The following is a 25,703-nucleotide window of genomic DNA, read 5'->3' on the forward strand; positions in this document are numbered from 1 at the left end:
AGTTGAGTTAGGCGATATCAAAGTACAAGCCTGCTATCTTCATTGTATTGATTCTGTGGTAGGCGGTCCAACTGACCGGTTGCGATATTTAACTAAAGACAGGAATAGCCATAAAAAAACACCAATCAATTTAGAAGTTCATAATTATTTGTCTAATACAGGCAATCTTAACCTATGGGAGCATATGCTAAAATACCTTCCTGAAAAATATCAAGTGAATATGCCATTTTTTAGCGCAGTTATCGATAATACTAAGAACATAACCTATTCTGTTCATGAAAAAGAGTATACCCATCGCTCAAATAGCTGGTTATTTCCTGCATCACATGAGGCGTTAGCTGGAAGACCCAGAAATCAAATTGAACAATGGTCGGGAGATATTGTTCTTGCTGATATTATTCGTAACTTGGCAGAGCTTTCTTTTAAGCTCAATGAAAATTGGGCAAAAAAAATGCTACAAAAAGGACAGATTGCATTAGAGAAATTACGTCAATACAATATTAATTTGGGAAGTTGCAGAAAATATTTAGATTTTGATGACATTACAACTACTCTTTTTGGTAGGGACTCAACAAAAGATGATCACATTCACTCATTTCTGGATATAAGAAATTTTAGTTAACTGGCCAGACATCAGTGCTCACTTAGCTTTATTTCGCTGGATTAATTGTTTTACCTCAAAATAAATAACCATTAAGAAATCACACAACGCAAATGGCCATTCTCCAAAGGTACTTAAAAAATTGGCATAACCACCTAATTGTAATAACCTTTCATGGCATTCGCTGCAAAAATAAACTTTAACAGAAGAACTACTTAACTGACTCACAATTTCTATCTTTGGCGTTGCGCGAGCACCACATTTTTTACAAAAAAATTTCATAGATAAACTTTAATAGTAGATATAGAAGTATAAGATAACCTAATTTAAAGTCTAAATAGTCATAAATTCTAGAAGCGATACTGAACCCTAAAACAACCCAGCTTATAAAATAAAAGTTGCTATATGTCGTCAGAGCTATTAATTTTGTAACTTAATACATTACGTAAGTATTGGGGTACTACAAATTATGGATAATGTCTTAATTTGTCTGATGTTTTTATTTTTACTTGTTATTTCAGATATGATTAGGCGATTAATCCCCTCCTTACCTGCACCTTTAATTCAAATCGTCATTGGGATATTAATTGGGCTTCTTTTTCCTGGCTCACACGTAGGATTTAATCCTGAACTTTTTATGCTTTTATTTATTCCTCCCTTATTGTTTATTGATAGTTGGCGTTTTCCTAAACGCGAATTTTTATCCAATACCAGGCCTATTATTATGCTATCAATTGGTTTGGTATTTTTTACAGTCATTGGAATGGGCTATTTAATTCATTGGTTAATTCCTTTAATACCTTTACCCGCTTCATTTGCCCTAGCAGCAGCTCTCTCACCCACCGATGCCGTAGCCTTACGCTCCTTAGCAACCAAGTCGCAAATGCCTGAACGGATTATTTACATTTTGCAAGGAGAGGCGCTCTTAAACGATGCCTCTGGCCTTGTCTCATTTAAATTTGCTGTTGCAGCAATGCTTACTGGCGTCTTTTCATTAACCGAGGCTGTGTACAGTCTTTTTTTAATCGGCTTAGAAGGACTTGCGATAGGAGTATGCCTTACTTATGTATTCATTATTCTTTTAGGACGACTCAGTATTAAAAGTACCCAAGAAACTACTACAGAAAATCTTTTATTAATTCTTTTACCTTTTACTGCTTATCTCATTGCCGAAAAATTGGGGGGATCAGGAATTTTAGCTGCTGTCGCTGCCGGATTTACTATTGATCAGGCAGGATTTTTAGACAGAACGCTCGCCACAATGAGAATTGAAGGCCATTTTATTAGAGGTATGATTGAAGCCACTTTAAATGGTGCCATATTTATCCTTTTAGGAATTTACACTGCCAACTCTCTGGATTTATTAGCGCATACTGGCAGTAATTTACCTCATTGTGCCGGCATTGTTGTGATTATAACTTTCTCACTCTTCGCTTTGCGCTTTCTATGGATCTATTTAACACTCCCCCTTGAAGTACTTCTTGCACGCTACCGTCATAAAACCTGGCGACGTCCTCATCTAAAAGTAATTACAGCGATTTCCCTAGGGGGGGTTCGCGGAGCAATAGCTTTGGCTGCAATTTTATCTCTCCCAACACTGATGCCAGATGGCATGCCTTTCCCAGGACATGATCTATTAATAACCATTGCTGTGGGTGTCGTTCTTTGTTCTTTACTAGTGAGTATGATAGCTCTGCCTTTAATCTTGCCAGGATTAAAAAACTTAATTGTCGCACCTCCCTACGACGAAGAAAAAGATGCCATTATTGCAGCTGTTGGAGCAGGAATTAAAGCAATTGAAAAACGCATGAAAAAGCTTTGTGAGACGTTGGATGAACATGAAGCTGATATTTGCAAACAAGTAGGAAACACCATTTTGGCGGCTCTAAATCAATTTTTAGCCTCCAATATTGAGGTGGAGACAGAAAGCAGCAGTTCAAATAAATTGTCTTTAGAAATTGAACAGGAGCTTAGGTTAGCAGGTTTAGAAGGTGCCCGTCAGGAATTACGCGTTTTAAGAAAAAGCGGAAAAATAAATGATACAACTATGATGATACTTATTAGCCGACTCGACTTAAGGCAAGTCTCTTTAGCTAACAATAGAAATCTTAACACCAAACTCACTAAACCTTAAACTCTTGCGAGTGAAAATCTCCCTAAACATTCTCATTACTAACTCTTGTATTAGCAACCCCAAATGAGGTAAAAATGATGAGCCAACTAACGTCATAAGGGATTACCATGAAACTATTTTATACAAAGGGAGCATGCTCATTGGCCGTGCGTATTGTTATCAATGAAATTGGCATTAATTGTGATTATGAATCAGTCAATTTAAAAACTCAAAGAACTGAAAACGAACAAGACTTTCTAAGAATTAATCCTAAAGGTGCTGTCCCTACTCTTCAGTTAGAGAATGGCCAATATCTCACTGAAAATGCTGTTATTCAACAATATCTTGCTGATAAATTCCAAGCAAGAGAGTTATTACCACCTATCGGTGATTTTAAGCGTTATCGTATTCTCGAGTGTTTAAATTTTATAACCACAGAATTACATAAGAATTTTGGCAGTTTGTTTAATCCCAATATTCCTCAAGAGATAAAAGACAAGATCTATATAGGACTTATCAAAACCAAATTAGCTTATATTGATAAGCAACTAAAACATCAATACCTCATGGGTGAACATTTTACTTTACCAGATGCGTATATGTTCGTCATACTTCTGTGGGCAATGAATTTTAAAATAGATATTAAACAATGGGATCATCTACCGCGGTATTTTGCAACCCTGAAGAAAAGACCATCCATTGTAAAATCGCTTAAAGAAGAAGCTCTAGAGCTTGCTTGAGTTTTTGAGTCAACTTAACTATAGCCTCGATAAGTCTCAAGGCTATAGTCTTCTCTGGGTTATCTACAAATCCTGTTTGCTACTAACTATTGAGTAATAGCAATATAGGATTACAAATTAGTCAACCTTTGGACGAACAATCAAAACATCACACTCGGCACCATGCAAAATAGCATTAGCGGTTGAGCCTAATAATAAAGCAAGTCCATGCTTACCATGACTTCCCGTCACAATTAGATCAATTTTCTTTTCTTGAGCCACACGCAAAATTTCATTCTTGGTAGAACCAAACTCAATCATGCAATGTGCACTGTCAACACCAAGCTTTCTAGCTAAAGCTGACAGCTCTTTTTCTGCTTGTTCACGAATTGAAACTTCTACTTCAGCAAATCCGGCAAAGCCAGGGTAAGCATATGCTGGAATTGGCTCCACGACATGGACTAATAGTAGGTCAGCACCGTTTTCATCAGCAATTTTTTTTGCTTTATGAGCTGCTTTTATTCCCACCTCATCAAAATCTGTCGCGAATAAGACCCTTTTATACATGATTCTCTCTCCTTGGCTACGCTAATTCTTATATTAGTAGAAATTTTTAATTTCCATGGAAATCAGTTTACTATAAAATTTGCTTATCTTAAATTCAAAATGCCAGAATTAAAGAAACTGAGAAACAGGGGTGCCCTTATTGCTGGATAATTTGATTGTCGACAACTCAAATTGTCTCCTAAAACTGAATTTTCATTCAGAGTCCATATTTATAAGGGCTGAGAAATACCCATCGAACCTGTCGGGTAATGCCGTCGTAGGGATAATGTGATGTTTTTAGATATCTTAGGGACTGTAACGTCCTTATTAGCTACTTATTATTTTATTCAACTCAACAATAAAGCATGGCTTAGTAGCCTATTCGCCACCCTAGCAAATAGCTGGTTATATTGGCAAAAAGGGATTTATGCTGACATGTTGCTTGAATCATTTTATTTTTTAAGCACCTGCTATGGGTGGTATCTTTGGCGTACGTCAACTCAAAAAGAAGTTATAATCATTGGCAAACTATCTATAAAACAATGGTTCGTACTTCTAGGACTTATTGCAGGCCTCTTTGTGCTTATCGTAAATCTGCTAGTTACTTTTACTCATTCTGATATTGCCCTATTAGATGCTTTAACAACCTCATTAAGCCTTGGTGCTCAATGGTTGATGTGCTATAAAATAATTGCCACATGGATTCTATGGTTTATTACAGACGCTATTTATGCATTCATGTACATTCAGAAGGAAATACCATTTCATAGTTTGTTAATGGTTGTATATACACTGATGGCAATTATTGGTTATCGCACATGGGCTAAACAGCGAGGCATTCAACTGCTCAGCCGCACGAAATCATGTCTGCAATAGCAACTCTCTTGACGAGTCTTCATGGCTTATAACTAAGATCTTAACCTAATGCAGCAAGCCCAGAAGTAGAACGAATCCATGGTTTAAATTGGGTAAGAGCAACAGGCAAATTATTAGCTGCATGCTGCGCTTGCTCAAAACGGCCATATTCTCCCAAAGTTAGCACATACCAATTAACTCCTTGCCGCTTTGCCAGGCGAATTTTAGTGTTACTGTCCAAGTGATGCAGATTTATAAAACGTTTAATATCTGCAAGATTCTGGCTAGCTAATATTTGAACCGTAAATTGGCCTTGTTGCATTATAGTAGGAGTTGTCTCTAGAGCTATCGTGCTAACTTCCGCATTAAAAGCTGGTTGAGACATCGGTTTAGGAACATCCCTGGAAGAAACCACACTTCTTTCTAATACAGCAACTTGTTTTATATCCTGATTCACTAGAGTCTTGGGTATAACAACTACTTTATCCATAACCACCAACGACGGGTCATTATTGTTCTCATCCTCATCTAAAACCACGTCAACAACCCTTTTTAATGGTGGCGGTTGAAGTGCTTGTTTTATCGCAGCCATCGTAAATGCAGGAATATAACTATCCATTTTTTCGCCATTAAAACTTGGTATTTGGCTAACTAAAGCGGGTTCGTTATTTTGCATTGCAGGTACCTTGGGCACGAAAGAAGGCAACTTCTGCTCTACAATGACCACTTGGGGCTTTTCTTGATTAACTGGAGGCTTTATTTGTCCAAACATATCCTGATTTTGCCAAATATAAACCGAAGCTAAAAAAGCTACTGCAACAGTTGCAGTTAAACCAATGTATTTTGAAAAAGAGGATTTCTGTATTGCTGCAGATTTTAACGACTCTGGACAGAAGTAATTAGTCATTTCCTTATTGATACGGGCAATATTGCCTCCAGTCAGCTGATAAAATTGTTCCAGTCGTTTATCCGACATAGTTTGATCAATACGTTTCAATGTGGGTAAGCTATTTAGCAGATATGTTTTTGTTTCAGTTTCAGTTAAAGCACCAGGCTCAAAGCGATGAATCATGCTTCCCAAAGAGTCAGCTTCTAACTTGTTTAAACTTGCTGCTAAAGAAAAATCAGAAATTAAACAAATGTGAAAAAAGCATTGCTCACCTTGTTGCTTTAGTACAAGCAAAGTCTCTTGCAGAAAAGCATCGGGAACATGCTGTGCATCATCAATAATGAGTAATACATGAGCCTTTCTCTCATTAATTTGTTGAATGATATTAGCAATAGTAAGTTCAGAATCAGTCCGCAAATGAAACATAGTTGCTAATTGCACCAATAAACTTGCTTGTGTAAATGGAGGAACAGCTTTTATTACCTGTGATTTAATTTGCGAGTCAAGACCTGCTTGCAGTAATTCGATAAAAGTTGTTTTGCCTCCTCCTGCTTCTGCAAGCACGGCTATCAGCGCATTGTTAAATAAAATTAAATGATTAATAAAATCAATTTTTGTAAGCCAAGCCCCTGGTTTAAAAATATTTTTATCAGAGGACTTATTGATTTCCTTATTCTCTAATTCCTGCGTCACATTTTGCATTATTAATCTCCTTCAACTGCAGCTTCCAGTATTAAGCGCAACAGGTTCTCTGGTACATTGTCTTCAATGTAACAATCCCCTACCGCTTTCATTAATATGAAGCGCAAATTTTTATTTTTTATCTTTTTATCCTGCAACATTGCTGACTGCAATTCATCAAGATTGATGTCCTTAGGAATTCGTCGCGGTAATTTTGCCATTAATAACATTTCATCAATTAAATTGACTGTTTCTGCATTCAGATGAGCATACTGTTGCGATAATAATGCTGCACAATAAAGTCCGATTGCTACTGCTTCACCATGCAACCAACGACTATAGTGCGTACATGCCTCAAGTGCATGAGCGAAAGTATGGCCAAGATTCAAAAAAGCCCGTTGACCTGATTTTTCATATTGATCTTGCTCCACATAACTGGCTTTTATCTGGCAGCAATGACTAATAACAGCAGCCAAATCCTCTGAAAGGGTTGATTCCATTCCTTCCTTTAGCATATGAAAAACCAGCTTAAAAAACTCTCCACCTGTTAATAATGCGTATTTGATAACCTCAGCTAATCCAGCTCTAAACTCACGCATTGGCAACGTTTTTAAAGTGTTCAAGTCAATAATTACCGCTGCAGGTTGATAAAAACTTCCAATCATATTTTTTGCTTGAGGGTGATTGATAGCCGTCTTGCCACCAACAGAAGCATCAACTTGAGCCAACAAGGTGGTTGGAATTTGCACGAATTGCACGCCACGCTGATACGTTGCGGCTGCGAAGCCGGTAATATCGCCTATAACACCGCCCCCTAAAGCAATAAGTGTCGTGTCTCTAGAGTGGTGTGTAGCAATTAATTTATCATAAATAGCAAATAGACTTTCCTGATTTTTGAACTCTTCCCCATCATCAAGAATGACAACGTCACATTGCCTATTTGCAAATGCTCTTTCAAGATAGCTAAGGTAGAGCGATGCTATTTTGTCATTAGTAACGATTAGAACCTGCTCGCCTGCCAAATAGCGATTAAGAATTATTGGATCCTGTAAAGCATTATATCCTATAGTGATAGGGTACTCTTGATTTGGTAAATGAATTACCAATTCTTTGTAGATCTCAAACTTCGCCATAGATATATTTGATAATGTTATTAGCTACAGCTTTTACAGTTAACTTGTCCGTTTCAAAGCTGATATCAGCAAGCTCATCGTAAAATGGTTCTCTCTCATCGCGAAGCATTTCTAAACGACTTTCTAAATCTTCAGTTTGCAGTAGCGGGCGCTTAGTATCACGCTTTGTACGCTCATATTGTTGCTGTAAAGATGTTTTTAAATAAATAACGGTTCCTCTTCCAGCTAAAGCATTGCGATTTTCAGGTGTCATAACCACACCACCACCCGTGGCGAGTACGATATTCGTTTTTTGTGTTAACTCATCAATCACCTTCTGTTCACGACGACGAAACCCTTCCTCACCTTCAATATCAAATATCCAAGAGATATCGGCTCCCGCACGCTCTTCAATCACCTCGTCAGAATCATAGAACTCAAGCTTGAGCTCCTTTGCCAAAGTACGGCCTATTGTGCTTTTACCTGCTCCCATCGGCCCTATTAAAAATATATTTCGTACTTTAACTATGCTCATTTTTAATTACATACCCCTTCAGCTGAAATATAAGAAATATCTTATATTTAGATTAAACATAGTACACTCAAGGAAAACCTTAATGAGTTTTACCTAAGCAACAGCTCTCCTATCGCTGGATATTAGCATACCCTTTATGGATTTAATTACTTACTCACCTGCTCTAACTCTACACCTCTTACCAATTCTTTCCGTCGACTGCCAAAAGTTTTTGGCGATAAATTGTTTGATATTATCCTAGGAGTAATGAAAATGAGCAACTCCTCATTTCTAGTTGATATCGATTGATTTCTAAATAATGCTCCTACAACCGGTAATTCACCTAAGAATGGAACACGGTTAACTTCATTATTTTTATCTTGTTTATAAATTCCACCCAGAACAATTGTACGCCCATTATTAACCACGACGTTTGTTTGAATTTCTTTGGTTAAAATAGTCGGCACGCCATTAAAAACTTTGGGTGAAGGAATATCTTGATTAATTTTTAAATCCATCAAAATTTTATTATCAGGAGTAATTTGCGGCGTTACTTTCAAACTCAAGACTGCCTTTTTAAAAGCAACAGCTGTTGCGCCACTCGAAGTTGCCTCTTGATAAGGAATCTCCTCTCCTGACTCAATCAATGCTGGTTGTTGATTAGTTGCTATAAGCCTCGGACTAGATATAACTTCTCCAAGCCCTTCACTTTCAAGGGCAGACAACTCTAAATCCAACAAAATACCATCACTCAACCTGGCAAGTGCTACGCCAACCACTGGTGAAGTAGCCATTGACGCACTTCCCAAATCTATATTCAATCGTTCCCCCAATGGTATAGTACCCGTTGAGTTAACCTTATTTGCCATTTGCTTACTTTTTAAGATGTCGGGATAAATAGGTTTTGAGACATCAAAATGTAATCCTAAATCCAGCGTAAAGTCTTTAGTAACATTGACTATTCGAGCCTCTATCAATACTTGCTTAACAGGAACATCAAATTGTTTGATAAGCTTTCTAATAGCTGTAAGACGCTCGGGATTATCTTGTATCCACAAGGTATTGGTTCTAATGTCAACAGCCAACCTGCCTCGTTTGGATAAAAAAGTTTCCTCTTTTTCTTGCAGAAGATTAGCAATGTCGGCCGCTTTAGCATAATTGATTTGAAAAAATGCTGAATGCAAAGGGGCTGTATTGTTTATTTCAAATTGAGTTCGTCGTATTTTTTTCTCACGTTTAGTCATCTCTTCGGCAGGTGCGATAAACATGATATTGCCCATTCGTCGTTTCTCTAAAGATCGGGTTGTTAAAATGATACTCAAAGCTTGATTCCAAGGTACCTCATTCAAGCTTAGTGTAATATTACCCGTTACTGTATCACTGATAACCACATTGATGCCAGTAAATTCGGCCAATAATTGCAAAACAGCTTTTACCTCAATATCTTGAAAATTTAAGGAAATTCGCTTGTTCTCAAATTCACTTTTAGCAATTCTATCCTTTTCTGTTTGTACTGTAACCTTTTTTAAAGTGGTCTGTGATGAAATATTTTGAGCATATAAGCCATCAACACAAAAGAAGATGCATAAACTTAGGAATGTTTTACGCAAATTTGACTCCTTTCCCCTGGCTTAAAAAAACCTTGACTCCTTTTTTTCGCCATTTACCATTCACAAAATTTTGCTCTTCGAATAGAAGATCATTTTCATTTATTTTTAATAGCCTCATATTATTTTGCCCGACATAATCTCCTTTCTTCACATGAATAATTTTCCCATTAGGCACCTTAATTAAAGCCCACGTCATAGAAAAATTGCGAATTAATCCTACAAATTTTAAAGAATTCATCGAGAATTCTGTTAATAAATGGTTAGAAGAACTTTTCCTAATTTTCCTGTTTTCACGGCTTATTAGTTTAAAAGGATCCCTCCGTTGATTACCTTGAGGATAATCAAAATTCATGACTGGTTTAATCAAGGATATTTCTTCTTGGTAAGGAATAGCTCGATCTTTTATTGTTTTTATATAGACTTTTAAATCATCATTTGTCGAATTACCGCATGAAATCAACATCGAAAAACCCAAAACGACCAACCAATTTCTTTGAATCATTTTTCTCTTGAACGATAAATTTTAATGGTAATTTTCATGAGCAAAACATTAGACAAATAACTTTCATTTTTAACCGATAATTTGGTTATCTTAAAATAATCAAAGGTTATAAGATAAGGAAAGCTTGCTATTTTGCTTAAAAATAATGCCAATTGGCTATATTCTCCCGTAACAGCCATTTCAATAGGTAACTCGACATAGAAACTATGTTGGCTCTCAACATGTGGAGCAAAAAAATTAATAGTAAGGCCACAATTTTTTGCTGTCTTAAAAATTTCTTCAGCTAAGGGAGAAATTTCATTATGCCTAGGCAGCAATTTAAGCATTAAACTCAACTCATTATTTAACCGTTTGATTTGAGCACGGTGATTTCTTAAATTAGATGAGGCTAGATATTTTTTCTCAAATGCCGTTCTTAATTCAGTTTCTTTTAAAAACAGATTTTCATACTGCTCTTCATTAGGCTTAATAACTAGTAAATAATCTACAAAAAGTACTAAAACAGCTATAAGAACAACCAAGGGATATTTTCTTGACCTTAACCATCTCGTAATTTGTCTTATTGTTACTCCACTATTATTTATTTTTATTAGCGCATTATTGACCATAAAGTTTCACATCAATATTTAATTTAAATTTATTATATTTTTCACTTTTATTTCTATCTTTTTTTATCTCTGTTATCTTGGAGTTTAGAAGCCATTTATTTTTATTGATTTTCCGCATAATTTTCATTACATCATGATGCTGTTTTACGCACCCAGATAAGATAATTTTATTGTCCTTTTTTTCAATACCATTCAAATAAGATTCGCCAGGAATTATTTTTGGAATGTTGTCGAAAAAATGGATAATTGAAACAGTACTTTTTTGCAAAAAATATATTTTTTCAAGATGAACTCTAATTGATGCACTCAATTTTTCAAGCCGGGTGATTTCCTTAATTTTTATATTGCATTTCTTTATTTCATCTTGCAGATAAGCGTTGCGCAGCAATTGATTATCATAAAGATAATTCATACGCATATGCATTATGTAGATGAATGTTATAGTGAAAGCAAAATTACCAACCACCCATATTATAAACTTATTTTTTGCCTCAATTTTTTGACGGATACGCCAAGGAAGTAAATTAATTTCTGACATAACTTAACCTCATTCTCTTAAAGCCAAGCCACATGCTATAAGTAGAGAAGGAGCTTTCTCTATGAAGTTTTGTGAAAAAGCGTTATTTGAAAAGCACATTTCTTTAAACGGATTCGCCAAACTGGTGGGAATACCTACTTTTTCTTGCAGTCGCTGACAAAAATTCGGCAAACGTGCCGTATCACCTGCTAAAAATAGATGATGAATTACTTTCGACGAGTTAGCTGAGTAAAAGAATTGTAACATCCTTTTAATTTGGCGGATTAGTTGCTCCATCCTGATCACTTGTGATTTTTGCTCACCTAGGGTAATCGAGCGCTCCATTTTGCAATAATTGCCTTCTTTGGAGTTATCATGTTGTGGCATCAAAACCTCACCCCATTGATTACAACCGCTTGCCTCTTCATGAGCAAATATTATTTTTCCATCCTGTGCCATCTTTAAATGGGTAAAAAGCTCATTAATATGAATGATAGCAATACCTTTCTTTTCTTCCTTTGACAATCTTGTTGTTAATAAGGGAATCACTCGCTCCAATGCACTTGATTCACTTTCCACCACCTGGGCAGTGAGTCCAGCTCGTGTAATTGCTTCAACACGAGTGTTAACATGCTCCGCTCTGCAAGCAGTAATCAAAACATCAAGCATATTGCCATGAATCGATGAAGGTCCTCGTATGGCGAAATCCATATTAATTTCGTGAAGAGGGCAAGAAAAATGTTTACTTGCTTCAAGAAAAATAATCTCATCCATTTCATCTTTGGGCAGATTATTCTTAATTTGAATTACTTTTGTAATAATTGCCGCATCAGGCACTGCCAGAACAATTGATTTACATGACCAATTTGCCCTAAATAAAAGTTTTTTTATACTATTGAACAGAGCTTCCTGATCTCTTATTTGGTTATCGACAATTACATGAGGATCTAAGGATTCAGAAAGAAAATTATCAATATGATAAGTAGCAGCAATTTTTGTAATTTGTAAAGCATGAATTGAGAGCGAAGTGATATCCATTCCTATCATGGAACGATTTTGTGACTTAAACCGTTTGAGCACTTTAATTCCTTATTTATTTCCTTTGGACTTGTCTACTAAGTCTCTATTCCATTTTTTTAAGAAACTTAGAAGGGATGCAAATATAACCGATGCCAATCCAAAAATAAAATATTTTTATTTAAAATCAATAAATTTCTTTATTAGATGGTTCAAAATTTGGCGTATTAACTTTTGCAATTTACCGATTGTCCAACACTTGCACTCATCGTTTTATTTAAATATAGTGGATTAGTTATTACCGCTTATCATCTCGTCACTATATTGTTAAAAGGAGTTAATATGTCGCGATTACAAAATGTAATTCTTTCTCTGTGTGAAGTTATTATTAGCTATTCTGAATCTCAATCCAAAACTAATAAAACATACTCAAGGGAAGAGCTGCTTAAAAAATCACATCTAGACTTTATGGAATCCTTACAAACTATTATTAATGAGGGTACAACAATCTATGTTACCAGAGTGAGTTTACTTAATTATTTTCATTTTGAAATTAATAGATTAAAACCGCTTCTCGAACAAAATGCTCCCTTGAGCCAAGAAGATACCCTCATTATGCAGCAACATTTGCAAGCACTGATACTTAATGTAAACAAATTATTAAATACTTCACAAAGCTCAACCGTCACCATCAATTACAGAAAAAAATCAGAAGATATTCCTGGATTTATCCGTGGCATGGCTAAAGGCTGGACTCTTTGTAATTCTGGGCAAATTATTCAAGATGGATTTATTGCCCCTTTAGGACTTCTTGAGTATTCCGAAAAAACTGTTGCTAATTTTATTGATTGCTTGATTAAAGAACATCAGTTGGAGGTGGGGATGCCTCTTCTATCCAGAGAAAACGGCGAGCTTAAAAAAGAAATTAGTACGTTGAAAGAGAATAACGAAAGCTTAACAGAGGCAAATCTGAAATTAGAAAATGACAAACAACGAATGTCAGAGGAGATTGAAAGCTTAAAACTGGACACGTCAACTCTTAAGGAAGAAAAAGGAAAACTGGAAAAACAATATCAAGATGCACACGATGAAGTTGAGCGTCTCAGAAAAGAAATTGCTCTATTAAAAACCTCAAAGCCCTCCCTTAATTTTACCTCTAAAAAATATTACCATCCTTTTTGGGGCATGGGCATAAATGGACTTAGTGCTGCTTTATTACCAGGGACAATCAATACTACTGAACAGGTCGAAGAGCTAGATCCTGAGGAAAAAACCACTTCATCAAATCCTCTTTTTAATCCTTATTCTGAATAGTTTCTCTCCCTCTTCTTGAGAGGGAATTAGGGTCTATCTACAATTCTACTATCTTGGCTGAAAATTAAGGCTTTTCAACTCAAGTTAGCGAATTGTAAAGACCCTTCTAATAGGTTTTTAAAAAATCTTAAATAATCTTTACAATAAAATGCAGAAGATCGGTGTAAAAACGACGGAAGAATTCGCAAAATACTATTAAATAGCGCTATAATCCGCTGATTATAGATCTACTACATATTACAATATCAGATGAGAAAATCGGCATATTTCTGGCGTAAGGGCTTATGGGCTTTATTTAGTCTTTTTTTCCTACTTGTTGTTGGCATAAGTTTTCTTTATCTTTATCTTGAAAGTCAGCTCCCTAATGTAGACTCCCTGAAAACTGTGCGTCTGCAAGTTCCTTTACGGATCTACACTCAAGATGGTTTACTTATCCAAGAATATGGGGAAAAGCGACGTATTCCACTTAGTTATGAAGACATCCCACCCACCTTAATTCACGCTATTTTGGCCACTGAAGATCAGCGCTTTTTTGAACATCCTGGCGTAGACATTTTTGGCCTAGGAAGAGCAACTGTTCGCATGATACAAACAGGAACAAAATCTCAGGGTGGTAGTACTATCACCATGCAGGTAGCCCGTAACTTCTTTTTAAGTCGCAAAAAAACTTTTTTACGTAAATTTAATGAAATTTTATTGGCCATCAAAATTGACCGCGAATTAAGCAAAGAAAAAATTCTTGAGCTTTATCTCAATAAAATCTACTTGGGTAATCGTGCTTATGGTGTCGGCGCTGCTGCTGAAGTTTATTATGGCAAATCTTTGAAGGAATTAAATCTGGCAGAATTAGCAATGATAGCTGGTTTGCCACAAGCTCCATCAACTCAAAATCCAATCGCCAATCCTCTTGCCGCTAAAAAGCGACGTGATCATGTTCTGGAGCGTTTGCTTGAAGAAAAATATATTACTGATAAACAATACCAAGAGGCTGTGAGCCAACCTATTACTGCCAAATATCACGGCACTAATATCGAAGTCAGCGCCCCCTATGTTGCCGAAATGATTCGTCAATCCCTTTATGATCATTTTGGACCGAAAGCTTACACTAAAGGATATAAAGTCTACACAACTATTAAGGGTCCTTTGCAAATTACTGCAAACAAGGTTGTTACAGACAGCCTTCTCTCTTATGACCGCCGTCATGGTTATAGAGGTCCTATAGCCAAAATAAGCGGCGTCGATAGTCAATCACCTGACTCTCTACACAAGTTATTAGCCCAATATCCTGTTATTAATGGCCTTGAACCTGCCGTCATTTTGGCTGTTGGTGATAAAGAAGCAATAGCCGCAAATCGTCATGGACGTAATTTTACTATTCCCTGGGAAGGACTCTCCTGGGCGAGACCTGCTCTTAAACACGGTTGGATGGGTAAAGCACCTACTAAAGCCCAGCAAGTCGTCGCAGTGGGTGATATTGTCTATGTCCATAATCAAGATAATAAGTGGCAATTGTCGCAAATTCCTCAAATCGAAGCTGCATTAGTTGCCTTAAACCCCAATAATGGCGCCTTGGAAGCATTAGTAGGTGGATTTAACTTCCAAAAGAGTAAGTTTAACCGCGCTACTCAATCAGAAAGACAGCCAGGCTCAAGCTTCAAACCCTTTATTTATGCCGCTGCCTTAAATAAGGGTTATACACTCGCCACTCTTGTCAACGATGCTCCTATAGTTGTTGATGATCCAAGTCAGGCAAATCTATGGCGCCCTCACAATGTCAATCTTACTTTTAATGGTCCTACTCGTCTTAAAGACGCGCTAGTCCACTCACGCAATCTAGTTTCTATCCGCGTTTTAGATGATATTGGCTTTGACTATGCGATTGATTTTATTTCTCGCTTTGGTTTCCGTAAGGAAAAATTGCCAAAAGCTTTATCATTGGCTTTAGGTAGCTTATCGGTAAGTCCAATGGAGCTAACTGCTGCTTATGCTGTTTTCGCAAATGGTGGTTTTAGAATCGAGCCCTATTTAATTGATCACATTACAGATAATGACGGTGAAATCCTTCTGCAAGCAAAACCTTCTATTGCTTGTGATCAATGTGAGTTAGATAAAGTCGACCCCTCTACTCTCGCACCGCGAGTGATTTCTGCTGACATAGCTTTCTTAATGACCTCAGCGTTAAAGGGGGTTATTCAACATGGTACTGCCCATGCTGCAAGAGTATTAAATCGCCCCGATCTGGCAGGCAAAACAGGAACCACAAATGATCAAGTGGATGCATGGTTTGCTGGCTTTAATCCCGATTTAGTAGTAACAACTTGGGTTGGCTATGATAATCCGCAATCACTGCATGAATATGCGGCTGGCTTGGCTTTACCCATGTGGATTGATTTTATGAAAATTGCTTTGATCAATATGCCAGAAAAGCAACTACATCAGCCTGAAAACATTGTTGCTGTTCAAATTGATCCGGCAACAGGTTTACTGGCTAAAATGAATCAGCCCAATACCATTACAGAATATTTTCGTGAGCAGGATGTTCCTGGCACAGAACCTACTTCAGATGATACAGAAACCTCTACAGACGCTGATACACAAGACAATTTATTTTAAAGAATGACGTCCCATATTGGAATAGTATGGGACAGTTCCATATTAAGCAGGCACTAGGTGGATTGTGTAGTGTTGAGATGAGGATAGCGCAAATATGCGGTATCCCTCTAAATTTATCTATATTTTTTAACTGGCTAATGCTTCCGCAGCATCCACATACTCATAACCAAGATCAAGGGCTACAGCTTCAAAAGTAATCATACCTTTGTGGACATTCAGACCATTCAACAAATGACCATCGCTTAGCAAAGCCAATTTAACTCCTTTGGTCACTAGACTCATTACAAAAGGTAAAGTGGCATTATTTAAAGCAAAAGTAGAAGTACGAGGCACAGCACCTGGCATGTTGGCTACACAATAATGAACTACGTGCTCAACAACATACGTTGGTTCTTGGTGTGTTGTAGGACGGCTTGTTTCAAAACAACCACCTTGATCAATTGCCACATCGACTACAACGGAACCAGGCCTCATTGACTTTAGCATCGCTCTTGTCACTAGCTTAGGAGCTGCTGCTCCAGGCACCAACACAGCACCAATGACTAAATCAGCTTCAGCTACATAACGCTCTAAGGATTCAACGGTTGCATAGATAGTATTCAGTTTAGAGCCAAATTGAAAATCCAACTCCCGCAAACGGGACAGCGATTTGTCAATAACAATTACGCGCGCTTCCATACCCATGGCCATGCGTACAGCATTACTACCTACAACCCCCCCTCCAATGACAACAACATTGGCTGGAGCAACCCCAGGGACACCACCCAATAAAACCCCGCTACCCCCCTGAGCCATTTCCAAGCAATGCGCTCCGGCCTGGATAGACATTCGCCCAGCAACCTGGGACATTGGCGTTAAGAGCGGTAAGCCTCCATCATTTTGAGTTACCGTTTCATAAGCAATTGCTGTTGCTCCAGACTCTTTAAGTAAACGAGTTTGCTGCGGATCGGGAGCCAAATGCAAATAGGTAAATATAGTTTGCCCTTCTCTTAGACGTTTGCATTCTATTGGTTGGGGCTCTTTGACTTTAACAATTAATTCGGCTCGCTCAAAAACCTCATCTGCCGTAGCAACAATCTCAGCCCCAGCAGCACGATATTGTTCATCACTAATACCAATCCCTAAGCCAGCGCCCTTTTCGACGAGAACATTGCTTCCCACTCTTACAATTTCCCGTACGCTTCCTGGAACAAGACCAACACGATTTTCTTGAGACTTAATTTCCTTTGGGACACCTACAAACATAGCTTCTTCCTTCTAAAATAGCTTAACATCGTTGTTCTAAGTAAAGGATTACCTGAAATTCAAAACCCGCTACAGAGAGGTACGAGGAGGCACGTAGCATTGAAGACTCGAGCCCTGTATCATAGACGCAACTCTCCTCTGCAGTAGAGTTTCAAAGAAATTCACTAATTAACTATTACTTCAATTGCTTAATAAGCTCGGGTACTAATTCAAATAAATCACCAACCAAACCATAATTTGCTATTTGAAAAATTGGGGCATCCTCATCTTTATTAATAGCAACGATGACTTTGGAGTCTTTCATACCTGCTAAATGCTGCACTGCGCCTGAGATACCCACAGCAATATACAAGGTTGGGGCAACAACCTTTCCTGTCTGCCCTACTTGATAATCATTGGGAACAAAGCCTGCATCTACAGCAGCCCTAGAAGCACCTACTGCAGCACCGAGAGCGTCTGCTAACTCTTCTATCAACTTAAATTTTTCAGCGCTCTGTAATCCTCTTCCACCAGAAACAACAATCTTTGCACTTCCTAAGTCAGGACGTTCAGAACGGCTTAATTCATGCTTAACAAATTTTGTCTTTGTTTCGCTAGAAGGTTTATCAATAAGTTCTATACAACAAGGAGGTTGAGTGCCATTAACGCCGTCAAACGCAGTAGTACGAATAGTAAGAACTTTTATTGGATCTAGAACCTTAACAGTTTCAATCGCATTCCCCGCATAAATAGGATGTTCAAAAATGTCTTGCTCAATAATGCGACTTACATCTGAAATTTGAGTCACATCTAACTTCGCTGCAACCCGTGGTAACAAATTTTTACCAAACGTTGAGGAAGGTGCCAAAATAGCAGAAAACGATGATGCCATAGAGGTAATTAATTCAGCTAAATTTTCTGCAAGTTGATGTTCATAGCAAATATTATCAACCAACCATACAGCGTGAACCCCCTCTATAGCAGCAGCTTGTTCCGCCACAGCTTTACATTGATGGCCGGCTACTAACAAGACAAGGTTTTGCTTTAACTGCATTGCAGCAGCAATAGTATTCCGTGTCGAAGAATGCATTGATTGATTATCATGTTCAACGATGACCAAAGTGCTCATTTTTTCTCCCTATAAAGCACTTTGGCTTCATTTTGCAGTTTATTCAGTAATTCCTCTACCGATGCTACCTTGATACCACCACTTCGAGACTCAGGTGCTGTTGTTGCCAGTATTTCGACATGCTCTTTCAAAGTAAGATTGAGATCATCGCACTCAATAATATCCAGAGGCTTGCGTTTCGCTTTCATAATATTAGGCAAGCTAGCATAACGTGGTTCGTTCAAACGCAAATCCGTACTTACTATTGCGGGTAATTCCATTGCTAAAGTTTCTAACCCCCCATCAATCTCTCGCGTTACTTCGAGTACCTGGCCTTGAATTGTCAGTTTGGATGCAAACGTTCCCTGAGGCCAGTTAAGCAATGCTGCAAGCATTTGAGGAGTTTGATTATTATCACCATCAATGGATTGCTTACCCATTAAAATCAAATTAGGTTGTTCATCGCCAGCAACTTTTTGCAATATCTTGGCAATATTTAGACTACAGAAGTGTTTATCTGTCCGCACCAATATAGCCCTATCAGCACCGAGAGCAAGCGCATGCCGTAATGTTTCTTGGCTAGCGTCGGGACCAATAGTGACAGCAATGACTTCATTGGCGATATTTTTTTCCTTTAAACGAATTGCTTCTTCTATAGCAATTTCATCAAAAGGATTCATAGACATTTTAATATTTTGTGTTTCCACCCCAGTATTATCTGACTTAACCCGGATTTTAACGTAAGGGTCAATCGCTCGCTTCACTGCAACCAGAATTTTCATAGTTCCTCTCTGGAATATCAACCAGTCAGCATCTTGCCAGAGATGTTGACTTAAATTCAAGTTAGTTTTTATTACTTTTTCCGTTTAAAGACCAGACGCATCTAATTTAGATGCGTTTACCCCAGCCTCTATTTCGACTATCTATCATCACTTAAAGTTCGTAGATATTCATTAAATTCCTGCCCAATCTCAGGATGAATCAAACCCAACTCAACAGTTGCTTGCAAATAACCCAATTTTGAACCACAGTCATAGCGCTTTCCATGAAACTGATAAGCTTGAACTTTTTGCTCCGTTAATAATCCTCGAATACCATCCGTTAGCTGAATTTCACCGCGATAATCAGGCACCGTCTGCTTGAGGCAGGAAAAAATTGCGGGCGTAAAAATATAGCGACCTACTGCTGCAAGATTAGAAGGAGCCAGCTCTCTTTTGGGCTTCTCTATCATTGCAAGTATAGTTGAATAATTTTCCGCGGCATCTACTACTCGCACCACACCATATTGGGGAACATCATGCCAAGGCACAGGTTGAACTGCTAAAACAGACAAATGATCTCTTTTAAAATGCTCAGTCATAGCCGATAAGCATGGGAGTCTTGAATCATCAATCAAATCATCTGCTAATAAAACCGCAAACGGATCTTCGCCAATAACATGCTCTGCACATAAAACTGCATGACCAAGCCCTAATGGCTGATTTTGCCTAACATAAGTAAATTGGATACCTGGCGGTGAAACACCCTTTACAAGCTCGAGCAGTTTTTCTTTTCCTTGCTCTTCAAGACGTTTCTCTAGTTCGAAATGATTATCAAAATGATCTTCAATAGCTCGTTTGCTTGAACTTGTAATAAAAATCATATGATTAATTCCAGCGCGAACAGCTTCCTCAACGGCATATTGGATTAAAGGCTTATCAACAATAGGTAACATTTCCTTTGGATTAGCTTTCGTAGCTGGTAAGAAGCGCGACCCTATACCTGCTACTGGGAAAACAGCTTTTTTTACTTGCATCCTTTATCTACTCCTACTCGATGCACATCCAACCAATGGACGCCCCACAGAATAATAATATGCTAATCGTGCAGCTACTATCTTTGATAAATCAAAGCAATTGCGACCATCAATTAGAGGGGCATTGTCTAATTTGCTTTTTAATGCTTCTAAGCCAAAACTTTTAAATTCTTGCCATTCAGTCACAATAACTAATGCATCCAATCCTTCGTCGAGTACAGCCGCAGCCGAAGGACACCAGGTAATAGCCGAATCATCATTTAACAACTTTCGTGCTGCTGACATTGCTACGGGATCGAACACTTTAAGGTGAACATTAGACTCTAATAATGCTTTAATTGCCACAAGACTACTTGCTTCACGCAAATCATCAGTTCCTGGCTTGAATGCCAATCCCCAAATACCAATCGTCAATCCACTAAGATGATGATTAAAATGCTTTGACAATTGTCTAAACACCCAACTTTTTTGTGTCTCATTGACACTATCAATCGCTTGCAAAAGCGTGGTATCAATATCTATTGTTTTTGCAGTTTGCACCAAGGCACGAACATCTTTTGGGAAACAAGAGCCTCCATAGCCAATACCGGCCTGTAAAAAATGAGGCCCTATTCGATGATCAAGCCCAATACCCTGACGAATATCATCAATATTAGCATTCAGCTCTTCTGCAATTTGACTAATTTGATTGATAAAACTTATTTTACAGGCAAGCATGGCATTGGCTGAATATTTAGTAAGCTCCGCGGAACGTCGTCCCATACATAATAAAGGGATACCTTTTTCTACCAAAGATTGGTAGATGCTCTTCAGAATAGGTAAAGCTTTTTCTTCGCCACCAATAATGATTCTGTCAGCATTTAAGAAATCATAAACAGCAGTTCCCTCCCTCAAAAATTCAGGGTTAGAAACCACGTCCATGCTAATTTTTTTGCCCCATCGAGATAACTCCTTATCCACTTCAGCTTGAATGGCATCACCTGTTCCAACAGGAACAGTGGATTTGGTTACTAAAACTCCATCTTTACTTGCTTCTTGAGCCACCCGTGTTGCAACTTCAAATACTTGCGATAAATCGGCACTACCATCGGCTTGGCTTGGAGTTCCTGTAGCAATAATATGGACATCAGCCATTTTAATAGCTTCAGTGAGATCATTAGTAAATTTAAGTCGTGTTGATTTTAGTTGCTCTTGCAGCAATTCCGGGAGCTGTTCTTCATAAATTGGACACTCTCCCTCTAGCAACATAGCAATTTTTTGCTTGTTAATATCTGCACAAATGACTTGATGTCCAAGTTTCGCCAAACAAACCGCAGAGACTAATCCTACATAGCCTGCACCATAAACAGAAATGATCATTGTTGTCTCAAGAAATTAAATACCCTGTATTATCCTAAAAAACACGGTAGCATTCTACTATGAGCTGCAAATAGTAAGCTGTTTTTGCTCCTCAGATGAATTAGGATTATGAATCAGCCGTAATGTTGTTTGCGCAACCTCAATTGCTTTATGAGTGCCACTCCCCTTGACATTAATCAACTTATTATCAACAAGACTTTTTATAATTTTTTCAGCCTCTTCAAGTTTAGTAGTCACATCAAGGTCACGTTTATCCAATCGACGTAGTGCACGTAACGCTTCTTTAATAGCGGCATTTTTTTGACTTCCTAGACGCCATCCAGACAGCCATTGACTATCCAATTGTTTTGACTTTAACTCAAGACTCATTGCAATCACTTTTAATTCAAATGTTTTGAAGCGAATGCCACCAAATAAATCTTGAGGAGCTAGTATCAGAGCTTTATTCTCAGTAGTTGTCTTGGTACTTGGTTGAGAGACTGTCAGTAATCTGTAAATGCCATCTCCAGCATCAATGCTTAAATTAATAGCTCCTTGCACCATAAAAATATTTAGTTCCGTAAGACGAGCAATAAGTGCAGTCACTGCATTAAAAATCGTAGTACCAAATACCCGCATCATGTGCCCCACAGTTTGACAACGTGTTGAGGAAGATTGTTCAAGCCATTGACCGCCACGGGATAAAGTAAACGTTACAGCATAAAGCAACGCTAATTCTTCCAGAAAGAAGCTAACACAATAACCTGTCGTTAAATAAGGCATCAATTGAGTAATTCTTTGTGCCCAAACAATAGATATATTGTCATTGATTTGATTATTGTAACCTTCAGCTGAAGTTAGCATTACCAGAACACTTTCCAATAATGCTCGTTGAGTATGAGTTGTTGCCAGTTCTATATCTCTTTTCACACGTGCTATTAAAGCTTCCATGGTCAAAATATTTTGAAAATGAAAATCTGGATCTTCTGGTGTTGTTAATTTTTTTTCACATAGTTTAACTAGGTGGAAACAAGTACCTTGCTCAGTTATTCCTGAGCTCAGTGTGTATTGCAACCATTTGCTTTCAGGAGTACTTACAGGGTATTTATCGGGATGAAATAGCAACTGTAATTTTTTAGTGTGAGGATTTATCGCCTCAGGCGTTAATCCATCTTGCGAAAGGTATTGGCAAATTAATGCAATTAAGCTTGCTTCGATTTTTTGCTTGTCCTCCAGTGTGATGTTTTTTTTATCTTTATAGATAAAATTTTCTTGCTCAAAATCGGCATATTGTCCAATTAGTTCCTTTAAGTGCATATCAAAATCCATCATGTGCTCCCTGCTTATGATCCCTTATCACTACAGCTTAAAATAGACTACAAAAAAATCCAACAACAAACTTTAAAATTTCTCAAATTGATGAAAAATTGCCGACATAAAACTAGAAGACGAAACGCTAATACAGTAGATTATCCCTACTTTTTCTAGGATAATACCACCCCTATCTATCCGTGTATTGTAGCCAATATGGATATTCAAATAAAAAAAGAGGGATATTGGTCTGAGCATCCAGCAGTCAGTTTATTAGTTGTCGCTGTGATTATTTTTTTAATTAGGATTTTCTTACGTGATCAGGTTCTCTTATTGGATGAAGCAGAGCAGGTCATCGTTGCTCAAAAATTACTGCCTGGTTATCCAGCTCAACCGCCTCTTTATACCTGGCTGCAATATTTCTTTTTTGAACTTTTTGGTATTAATTTATTTAGTTTGGCACTCTTAAAAAGCCTTCTTATATTTGGCTGCCTCTACTTTTATTACTTAATTTGCCGCATTCATTGTGAAAATAATGTGTTAGCTTGGTGTGCAGTAATATCTTGGGCTCTTATTCCACCTATTGGTCTGGATCTCATAAAAGATAATACCCACTCCATACTTGTATTATTCGCAGCTTGTCTGACTTGGTATTGGCTAATAGTGGCTGAACATTGGTCAAAATTGCTTTGGTATTGTTGCTTTGGCGGAATTCTAGGGATAGGTTTACTCTCAAAATTTAACTACTTACTATTTCTTTCAATCCTATTTCTTAGTTCACTGACAATCCCAGAGTTTCGTAGGCAATTTCTTAGTCCTTATATAATTCTGAGCTTAGTAATAATGGCCATTATTACTAGTCCTTTTTTTAGCTGGCTTTTAATAAATCAAAATCTAGGACTTTCAAGCCTGCATAAACTAAACACCGCTACCTCCTTTTTTTTGGAAGGGCCTCTTCGTTTAGCGACAGTAACTCTTCTATTTGTAGCACCTGTCCTCGTGGTTTTGATTCTTCTTTTCCCAAGAGCGAAAAATCGAAACTCTCAGCATAAAAAGACAAATAAGTTACTCTTTCGTTATCATGCTTTTAGCCTACCCACGTTAGCAGTTATTATTTTAATTGCAGACTTTCATAATTTTAGAGGCCGTTGGCTTGTTCCTATTTTATTTTTGTGCCCCGTTTTCTATTTAAGTCAATTAAAATATGGAGTCAAATTAAAAAGCAGAGTGATTTCACTAGTGAGTCTTTGCGCGATAACCCAGTTTATTTTTTTTGCTATACTCATCTACAATAGCTACTCCAAACACACAAAACAAAAACAGTTCCCATTAAACCAGATCATAGAATTGGCCAAAGCGAATTCAGCTCAAGTAGATTATATTGTTTCCGATTCTTATTGGCTTTTAGGTAATCTTGCCATCGCTCTTCCCACAAAAAATATCTGGATGATACGGCCTTCTGAACTACTCTTGCCGAAAGGCAGATCTTTAATTTTATGGAAAGGTACACAGCTCCCTTTTTGGGTTGAGTTGTTTACTAACACTTATTATGTAACCGAATTGAATCTTCTTCTGAATGTTGAAACCAAAGCAGCAGTGGGTGGCCAAGCCTTTGCTTACCGGCCCAGCGTTGAACTCACTCCAACTGGATTTTTGTATACAACATCGGAGATAAGAGGCTTAAGATAAGCCCCCCTCACTAGTACGATTTAATTTTCCAACACGAGAGGCTCTCTCGCGTTGGATTAGATATAGATTACGGGCGTAAATAAAAACTCCGGTAGATTGTCCCAAGATAAATACAGGATCTTGCTTATAAATTGAATAGATTAAAAGCGTTAATCCGCCAAGTAGGCTTAAGTACCAAAAAGCCACTGGAATGATACTTTTTTTCTCTTTTTCACTGACTAACCACTGTACTATGAAACGAGCAGAGAAAATTCCTTGCCCAACCAAGCCAAGAGCAAGCCAAAGATACTCAGTGTTCATATTTAGAAACCTCCGGTGCACAAGGACGTTTTAGTAGCCAACGCACACCAATTAAATCATGGATACCTACAAATAATCGATTCATCACACCATATTTAGAAACGCCATGCCAACGAGGACGATGATTAACCGGAAAGTTTACCAACGTAAATCCTGCTCTTTTAAATAAAGCAGGTAAAAAACGATGTAAATGATTAAAATGCGGCAAAGCTAAAAAAGCATCGCGAGGAAATAATTTTAAACTGCAGCCTGTATCAGGACAATCGTCATTAAGTAATCGTTGGCGAATACCGTTGCCAATACGCGAAGAAAGTCGTCGCAAGGTATTATCATCCCTTTTTTTACGAATTCCTAATACCACTGTTTGAGGGTCTCTACATTGCTCAAAAAGACGAGGAATATCATTGGGATCATTTTGACCATCTCCATCCAAAGTGATGAGCATGGAGTACTGCGCTGCTCTGGCACCGCTAACCAAACCTGCACTCTGGCCAAAGTTTTTTTTGTGATACACAACACGCAAATTACTATAGCTTTGCGACAGTAATTTTAGCCGCTCCGTAGTTCCATCAGTACTACCATCATCGACGAAAATGACTTCATAAATAAAGCGTTCATTGGGAAGAGCCGCTACAATTTCTTTATAGAGTCCTTCAACGTTATCGACTTCATTGTAAACAGGTATAATTATAGATACATCTTGCTGTTGCTTGTTTGCGAACATTAC

General features: G+C 37.7%; 25 protein-coding genes. 7 read left to right on the forward strand and 18 right to left on the reverse strand.

Translation table 11 applies throughout. The features are described from left to right. A partial coding sequence (locus tag Lbru_RS07490; protein ID WP_162262397.1) for a hypothetical protein occupies positions 1–622 on the forward strand: 622 nt, incomplete at its 5' end. Positions 623–640: 18 nt separating this feature from the next. On the opposite strand, the gene Lbru_RS07495 is transcribed toward Lbru_RS07490, so the two are convergent. Further along, complete coding sequence (locus tag Lbru_RS07495) at positions 641–883, reverse strand: hypothetical protein (RefSeq protein ID WP_058441567.1); 243 nt, start codon at positions 881–883, stop codon at positions 641–643. Between the two features lie 187 nt (positions 884–1,070). Here Lbru_RS07495 and Lbru_RS07500 point away from each other — a divergent pair, with 187 nt between their 5' ends. Then, positions 1,071–2,735 (forward strand): Na+/H+ antiporter, encoded by a 1,665-nt coding sequence (locus Lbru_RS07500; protein WP_058441568.1) that lies wholly within the window; start codon positions 1,071–1,073, stop codon positions 2,733–2,735. 107 nt (positions 2,736–2,842) lie between these two features. Beyond that, positions 2,843–3,454, forward strand: coding sequence for a glutathione transferase GstA (gene gstA / locus Lbru_RS07505; RefSeq protein ID WP_058441569.1), 612 nt, complete (start codon positions 2,843–2,845; stop codon positions 3,452–3,454). 117 nt (positions 3,455–3,571) lie between these two features. Here gstA and Lbru_RS07510 read toward each other — a convergent pair whose 3' ends face one another. Further along, a complete protein-coding gene (locus Lbru_RS07510; RefSeq protein WP_058441570.1) occupies positions 3,572–4,000 on the reverse strand; it encodes a universal stress protein in 429 nt (142 codons plus the stop codon). Positions 4,001–4,270: 270 nt separating this feature from the next. Between Lbru_RS07510 and pnuC the strand changes: the two genes are divergently transcribed. Next, positions 4,271–4,855, forward strand: a complete 585-nt coding sequence (gene pnuC / locus Lbru_RS07515; protein ID WP_058441571.1) for a nicotinamide riboside transporter PnuC — start codon at positions 4,271–4,273, stop codon at positions 4,853–4,855. A 40-nt stretch (positions 4,856–4,895) separates the two neighbouring features. Here pnuC and Lbru_RS07520 read toward each other — a convergent pair whose 3' ends face one another. From Lbru_RS07520 to pilM, 8 genes are all read right to left on the reverse strand, one after another. Beyond that, positions 4,896–6,425, reverse strand: a complete 1,530-nt coding sequence (locus Lbru_RS07520) for an AAA family ATPase (protein WP_058441572.1) — start codon at positions 6,423–6,425, stop codon at positions 4,896–4,898. Between the two features lie 2 nt (positions 6,426–6,427). Next, on the reverse strand, positions 6,428–7,537 hold the full coding sequence (gene aroB / locus Lbru_RS07525) for a 3-dehydroquinate synthase (protein WP_058441573.1): 1,110 nt from the start codon (positions 7,535–7,537) through the stop codon (positions 6,428–6,430). After that, the gene (gene aroK / locus Lbru_RS07530; RefSeq protein WP_045106431.1) at positions 7,524–8,051 is read right to left on the reverse strand and encodes a shikimate kinase AroK; all 528 of its coding nucleotides are present in this window, start codon (positions 8,049–8,051) and stop codon (positions 7,524–7,526) included. The genes aroB and aroK overlap by 14 nt, the downstream gene beginning before the upstream one ends. A 146-nt stretch (positions 8,052–8,197) precedes the next feature. After that, positions 8,198–9,640, reverse strand: a complete 1,443-nt coding sequence (locus Lbru_RS07535) for a type IV pilus secretin PilQ (protein WP_058441574.1) — start codon at positions 9,638–9,640, stop codon at positions 8,198–8,200. Beyond that, positions 9,633–10,142: a pilus assembly protein PilP gene (locus Lbru_RS07540; protein WP_058441575.1), complete on the reverse strand. Its 510-nt coding sequence runs from the start codon at positions 10,140–10,142 to the stop codon at positions 9,633–9,635. The genes Lbru_RS07535 and Lbru_RS07540 overlap by 8 nt, the downstream gene beginning before the upstream one ends. Beyond that, positions 10,139–10,750 (reverse strand): type IV pilus inner membrane component PilO, encoded by a 612-nt coding sequence (locus Lbru_RS07545; RefSeq protein WP_058441576.1) that lies wholly within the window; start codon positions 10,748–10,750, stop codon positions 10,139–10,141. Before Lbru_RS07545 ends, Lbru_RS07540 begins: the two co-directional genes overlap by 4 nt. Then, positions 10,740–11,288: a PilN domain-containing protein gene (locus tag Lbru_RS07550; RefSeq protein ID WP_058441577.1), complete on the reverse strand. Its 549-nt coding sequence runs from the start codon at positions 11,286–11,288 to the stop codon at positions 10,740–10,742. Before Lbru_RS07550 ends, Lbru_RS07545 begins: the two co-directional genes overlap by 11 nt. A gap of 9 nt (positions 11,289–11,297) precedes the next feature. Beyond that, positions 11,298–12,347, reverse strand: a complete 1,050-nt coding sequence (gene pilM / locus Lbru_RS07555) for a type IV pilus biogenesis protein PilM (RefSeq protein ID WP_083500864.1) — start codon at positions 12,345–12,347, stop codon at positions 11,298–11,300. 279 nt (positions 12,348–12,626) lie between these two features. Between pilM and Lbru_RS07560 the strand changes: the two genes are divergently transcribed. Both Lbru_RS07560 and Lbru_RS07565 read left to right on the forward strand, forming a co-directional pair. Then, on the forward strand, positions 12,627–13,598 hold the full coding sequence (locus Lbru_RS07560) for a coiled-coil domain-containing protein (RefSeq protein WP_058441579.1): 972 nt from the start codon (positions 12,627–12,629) through the stop codon (positions 13,596–13,598). A gap of 249 nt (positions 13,599–13,847) precedes the next feature. Beyond that, positions 13,848–16,211, forward strand: coding sequence for a penicillin-binding protein 1A (locus Lbru_RS07565; RefSeq protein ID WP_058441580.1), 2,364 nt, complete (start codon positions 13,848–13,850; stop codon positions 16,209–16,211). 126 nt (positions 16,212–16,337) lie between these two features. On the opposite strand, the gene ald is transcribed toward Lbru_RS07565, so the two are convergent. From ald to Lbru_RS07595, 6 genes are all read right to left on the reverse strand, one after another. After that, a complete protein-coding gene (ald, locus tag Lbru_RS07570) occupies positions 16,338–17,456 on the reverse strand; it encodes an alanine dehydrogenase (RefSeq protein WP_058441581.1) in 1,119 nt (372 codons plus the stop codon). Between the two features lie 175 nt (positions 17,457–17,631). Then, on the reverse strand, positions 17,632–18,564 hold the full coding sequence (locus Lbru_RS07575; RefSeq protein ID WP_058441582.1) for an electron transfer flavoprotein subunit alpha/FixB family protein: 933 nt from the start codon (positions 18,562–18,564) through the stop codon (positions 17,632–17,634). Then, positions 18,561–19,325 (reverse strand): electron transfer flavoprotein subunit beta/FixA family protein, encoded by a 765-nt coding sequence (locus Lbru_RS07580; protein WP_058441583.1) that lies wholly within the window; start codon positions 19,323–19,325, stop codon positions 18,561–18,563. Before Lbru_RS07580 ends, Lbru_RS07575 begins: the two co-directional genes overlap by 4 nt. A 137-nt stretch (positions 19,326–19,462) precedes the next feature. Then, positions 19,463–20,338, reverse strand: a complete 876-nt coding sequence (galU, locus tag Lbru_RS07585) for a UTP--glucose-1-phosphate uridylyltransferase GalU (protein ID WP_058441584.1) — start codon at positions 20,336–20,338, stop codon at positions 19,463–19,465. Positions 20,339–20,341: 3 nt separating this feature from the next. Continuing rightward, positions 20,342–21,697, reverse strand: coding sequence for a UDP-glucose dehydrogenase family protein (locus tag Lbru_RS07590; RefSeq protein ID WP_058441585.1), 1,356 nt, complete (start codon positions 21,695–21,697; stop codon positions 20,342–20,344). Positions 21,698–21,754: 57 nt separating this feature from the next. Next, complete coding sequence (locus Lbru_RS07595) at positions 21,755–23,008, reverse strand: hypothetical protein (RefSeq protein WP_131793451.1); 1,254 nt, start codon at positions 23,006–23,008, stop codon at positions 21,755–21,757. A 195-nt stretch (positions 23,009–23,203) separates the two neighbouring features. On the opposite strand from Lbru_RS07595, the gene Lbru_RS07600 reads away from it, so the two are divergent. Next, positions 23,204–24,676, forward strand: a complete 1,473-nt coding sequence (locus tag Lbru_RS07600) for an ArnT family glycosyltransferase (RefSeq protein WP_058441587.1) — start codon at positions 23,204–23,206, stop codon at positions 24,674–24,676. Here the strand turns inward: Lbru_RS07600 and Lbru_RS07605 are convergent. Further along, complete coding sequence (locus tag Lbru_RS07605; RefSeq protein ID WP_058441588.1) at positions 24,668–24,976, reverse strand: lipid-A-disaccharide synthase N-terminal domain-containing protein; 309 nt, start codon at positions 24,974–24,976, stop codon at positions 24,668–24,670. The two genes, Lbru_RS07600 and Lbru_RS07605, sit on opposite strands and share 9 nt — an antisense overlap. Next, complete coding sequence (locus tag Lbru_RS07610) at positions 24,966–25,700, reverse strand: glycosyltransferase family 2 protein (protein WP_058441589.1); 735 nt, start codon at positions 25,698–25,700, stop codon at positions 24,966–24,968. Before Lbru_RS07610 ends, Lbru_RS07605 begins: the two co-directional genes overlap by 11 nt. Positions 25,701–25,703 lie beyond the last annotated feature (3 nt).

Origin of the sequence: Legionella brunensis, from assembly GCF_001467025.1 — a bacterium.
Taxonomy (GTDB): domain Bacteria; phylum Pseudomonadota; class Gammaproteobacteria; order Legionellales; family Legionellaceae; genus Tatlockia; species Tatlockia brunensis.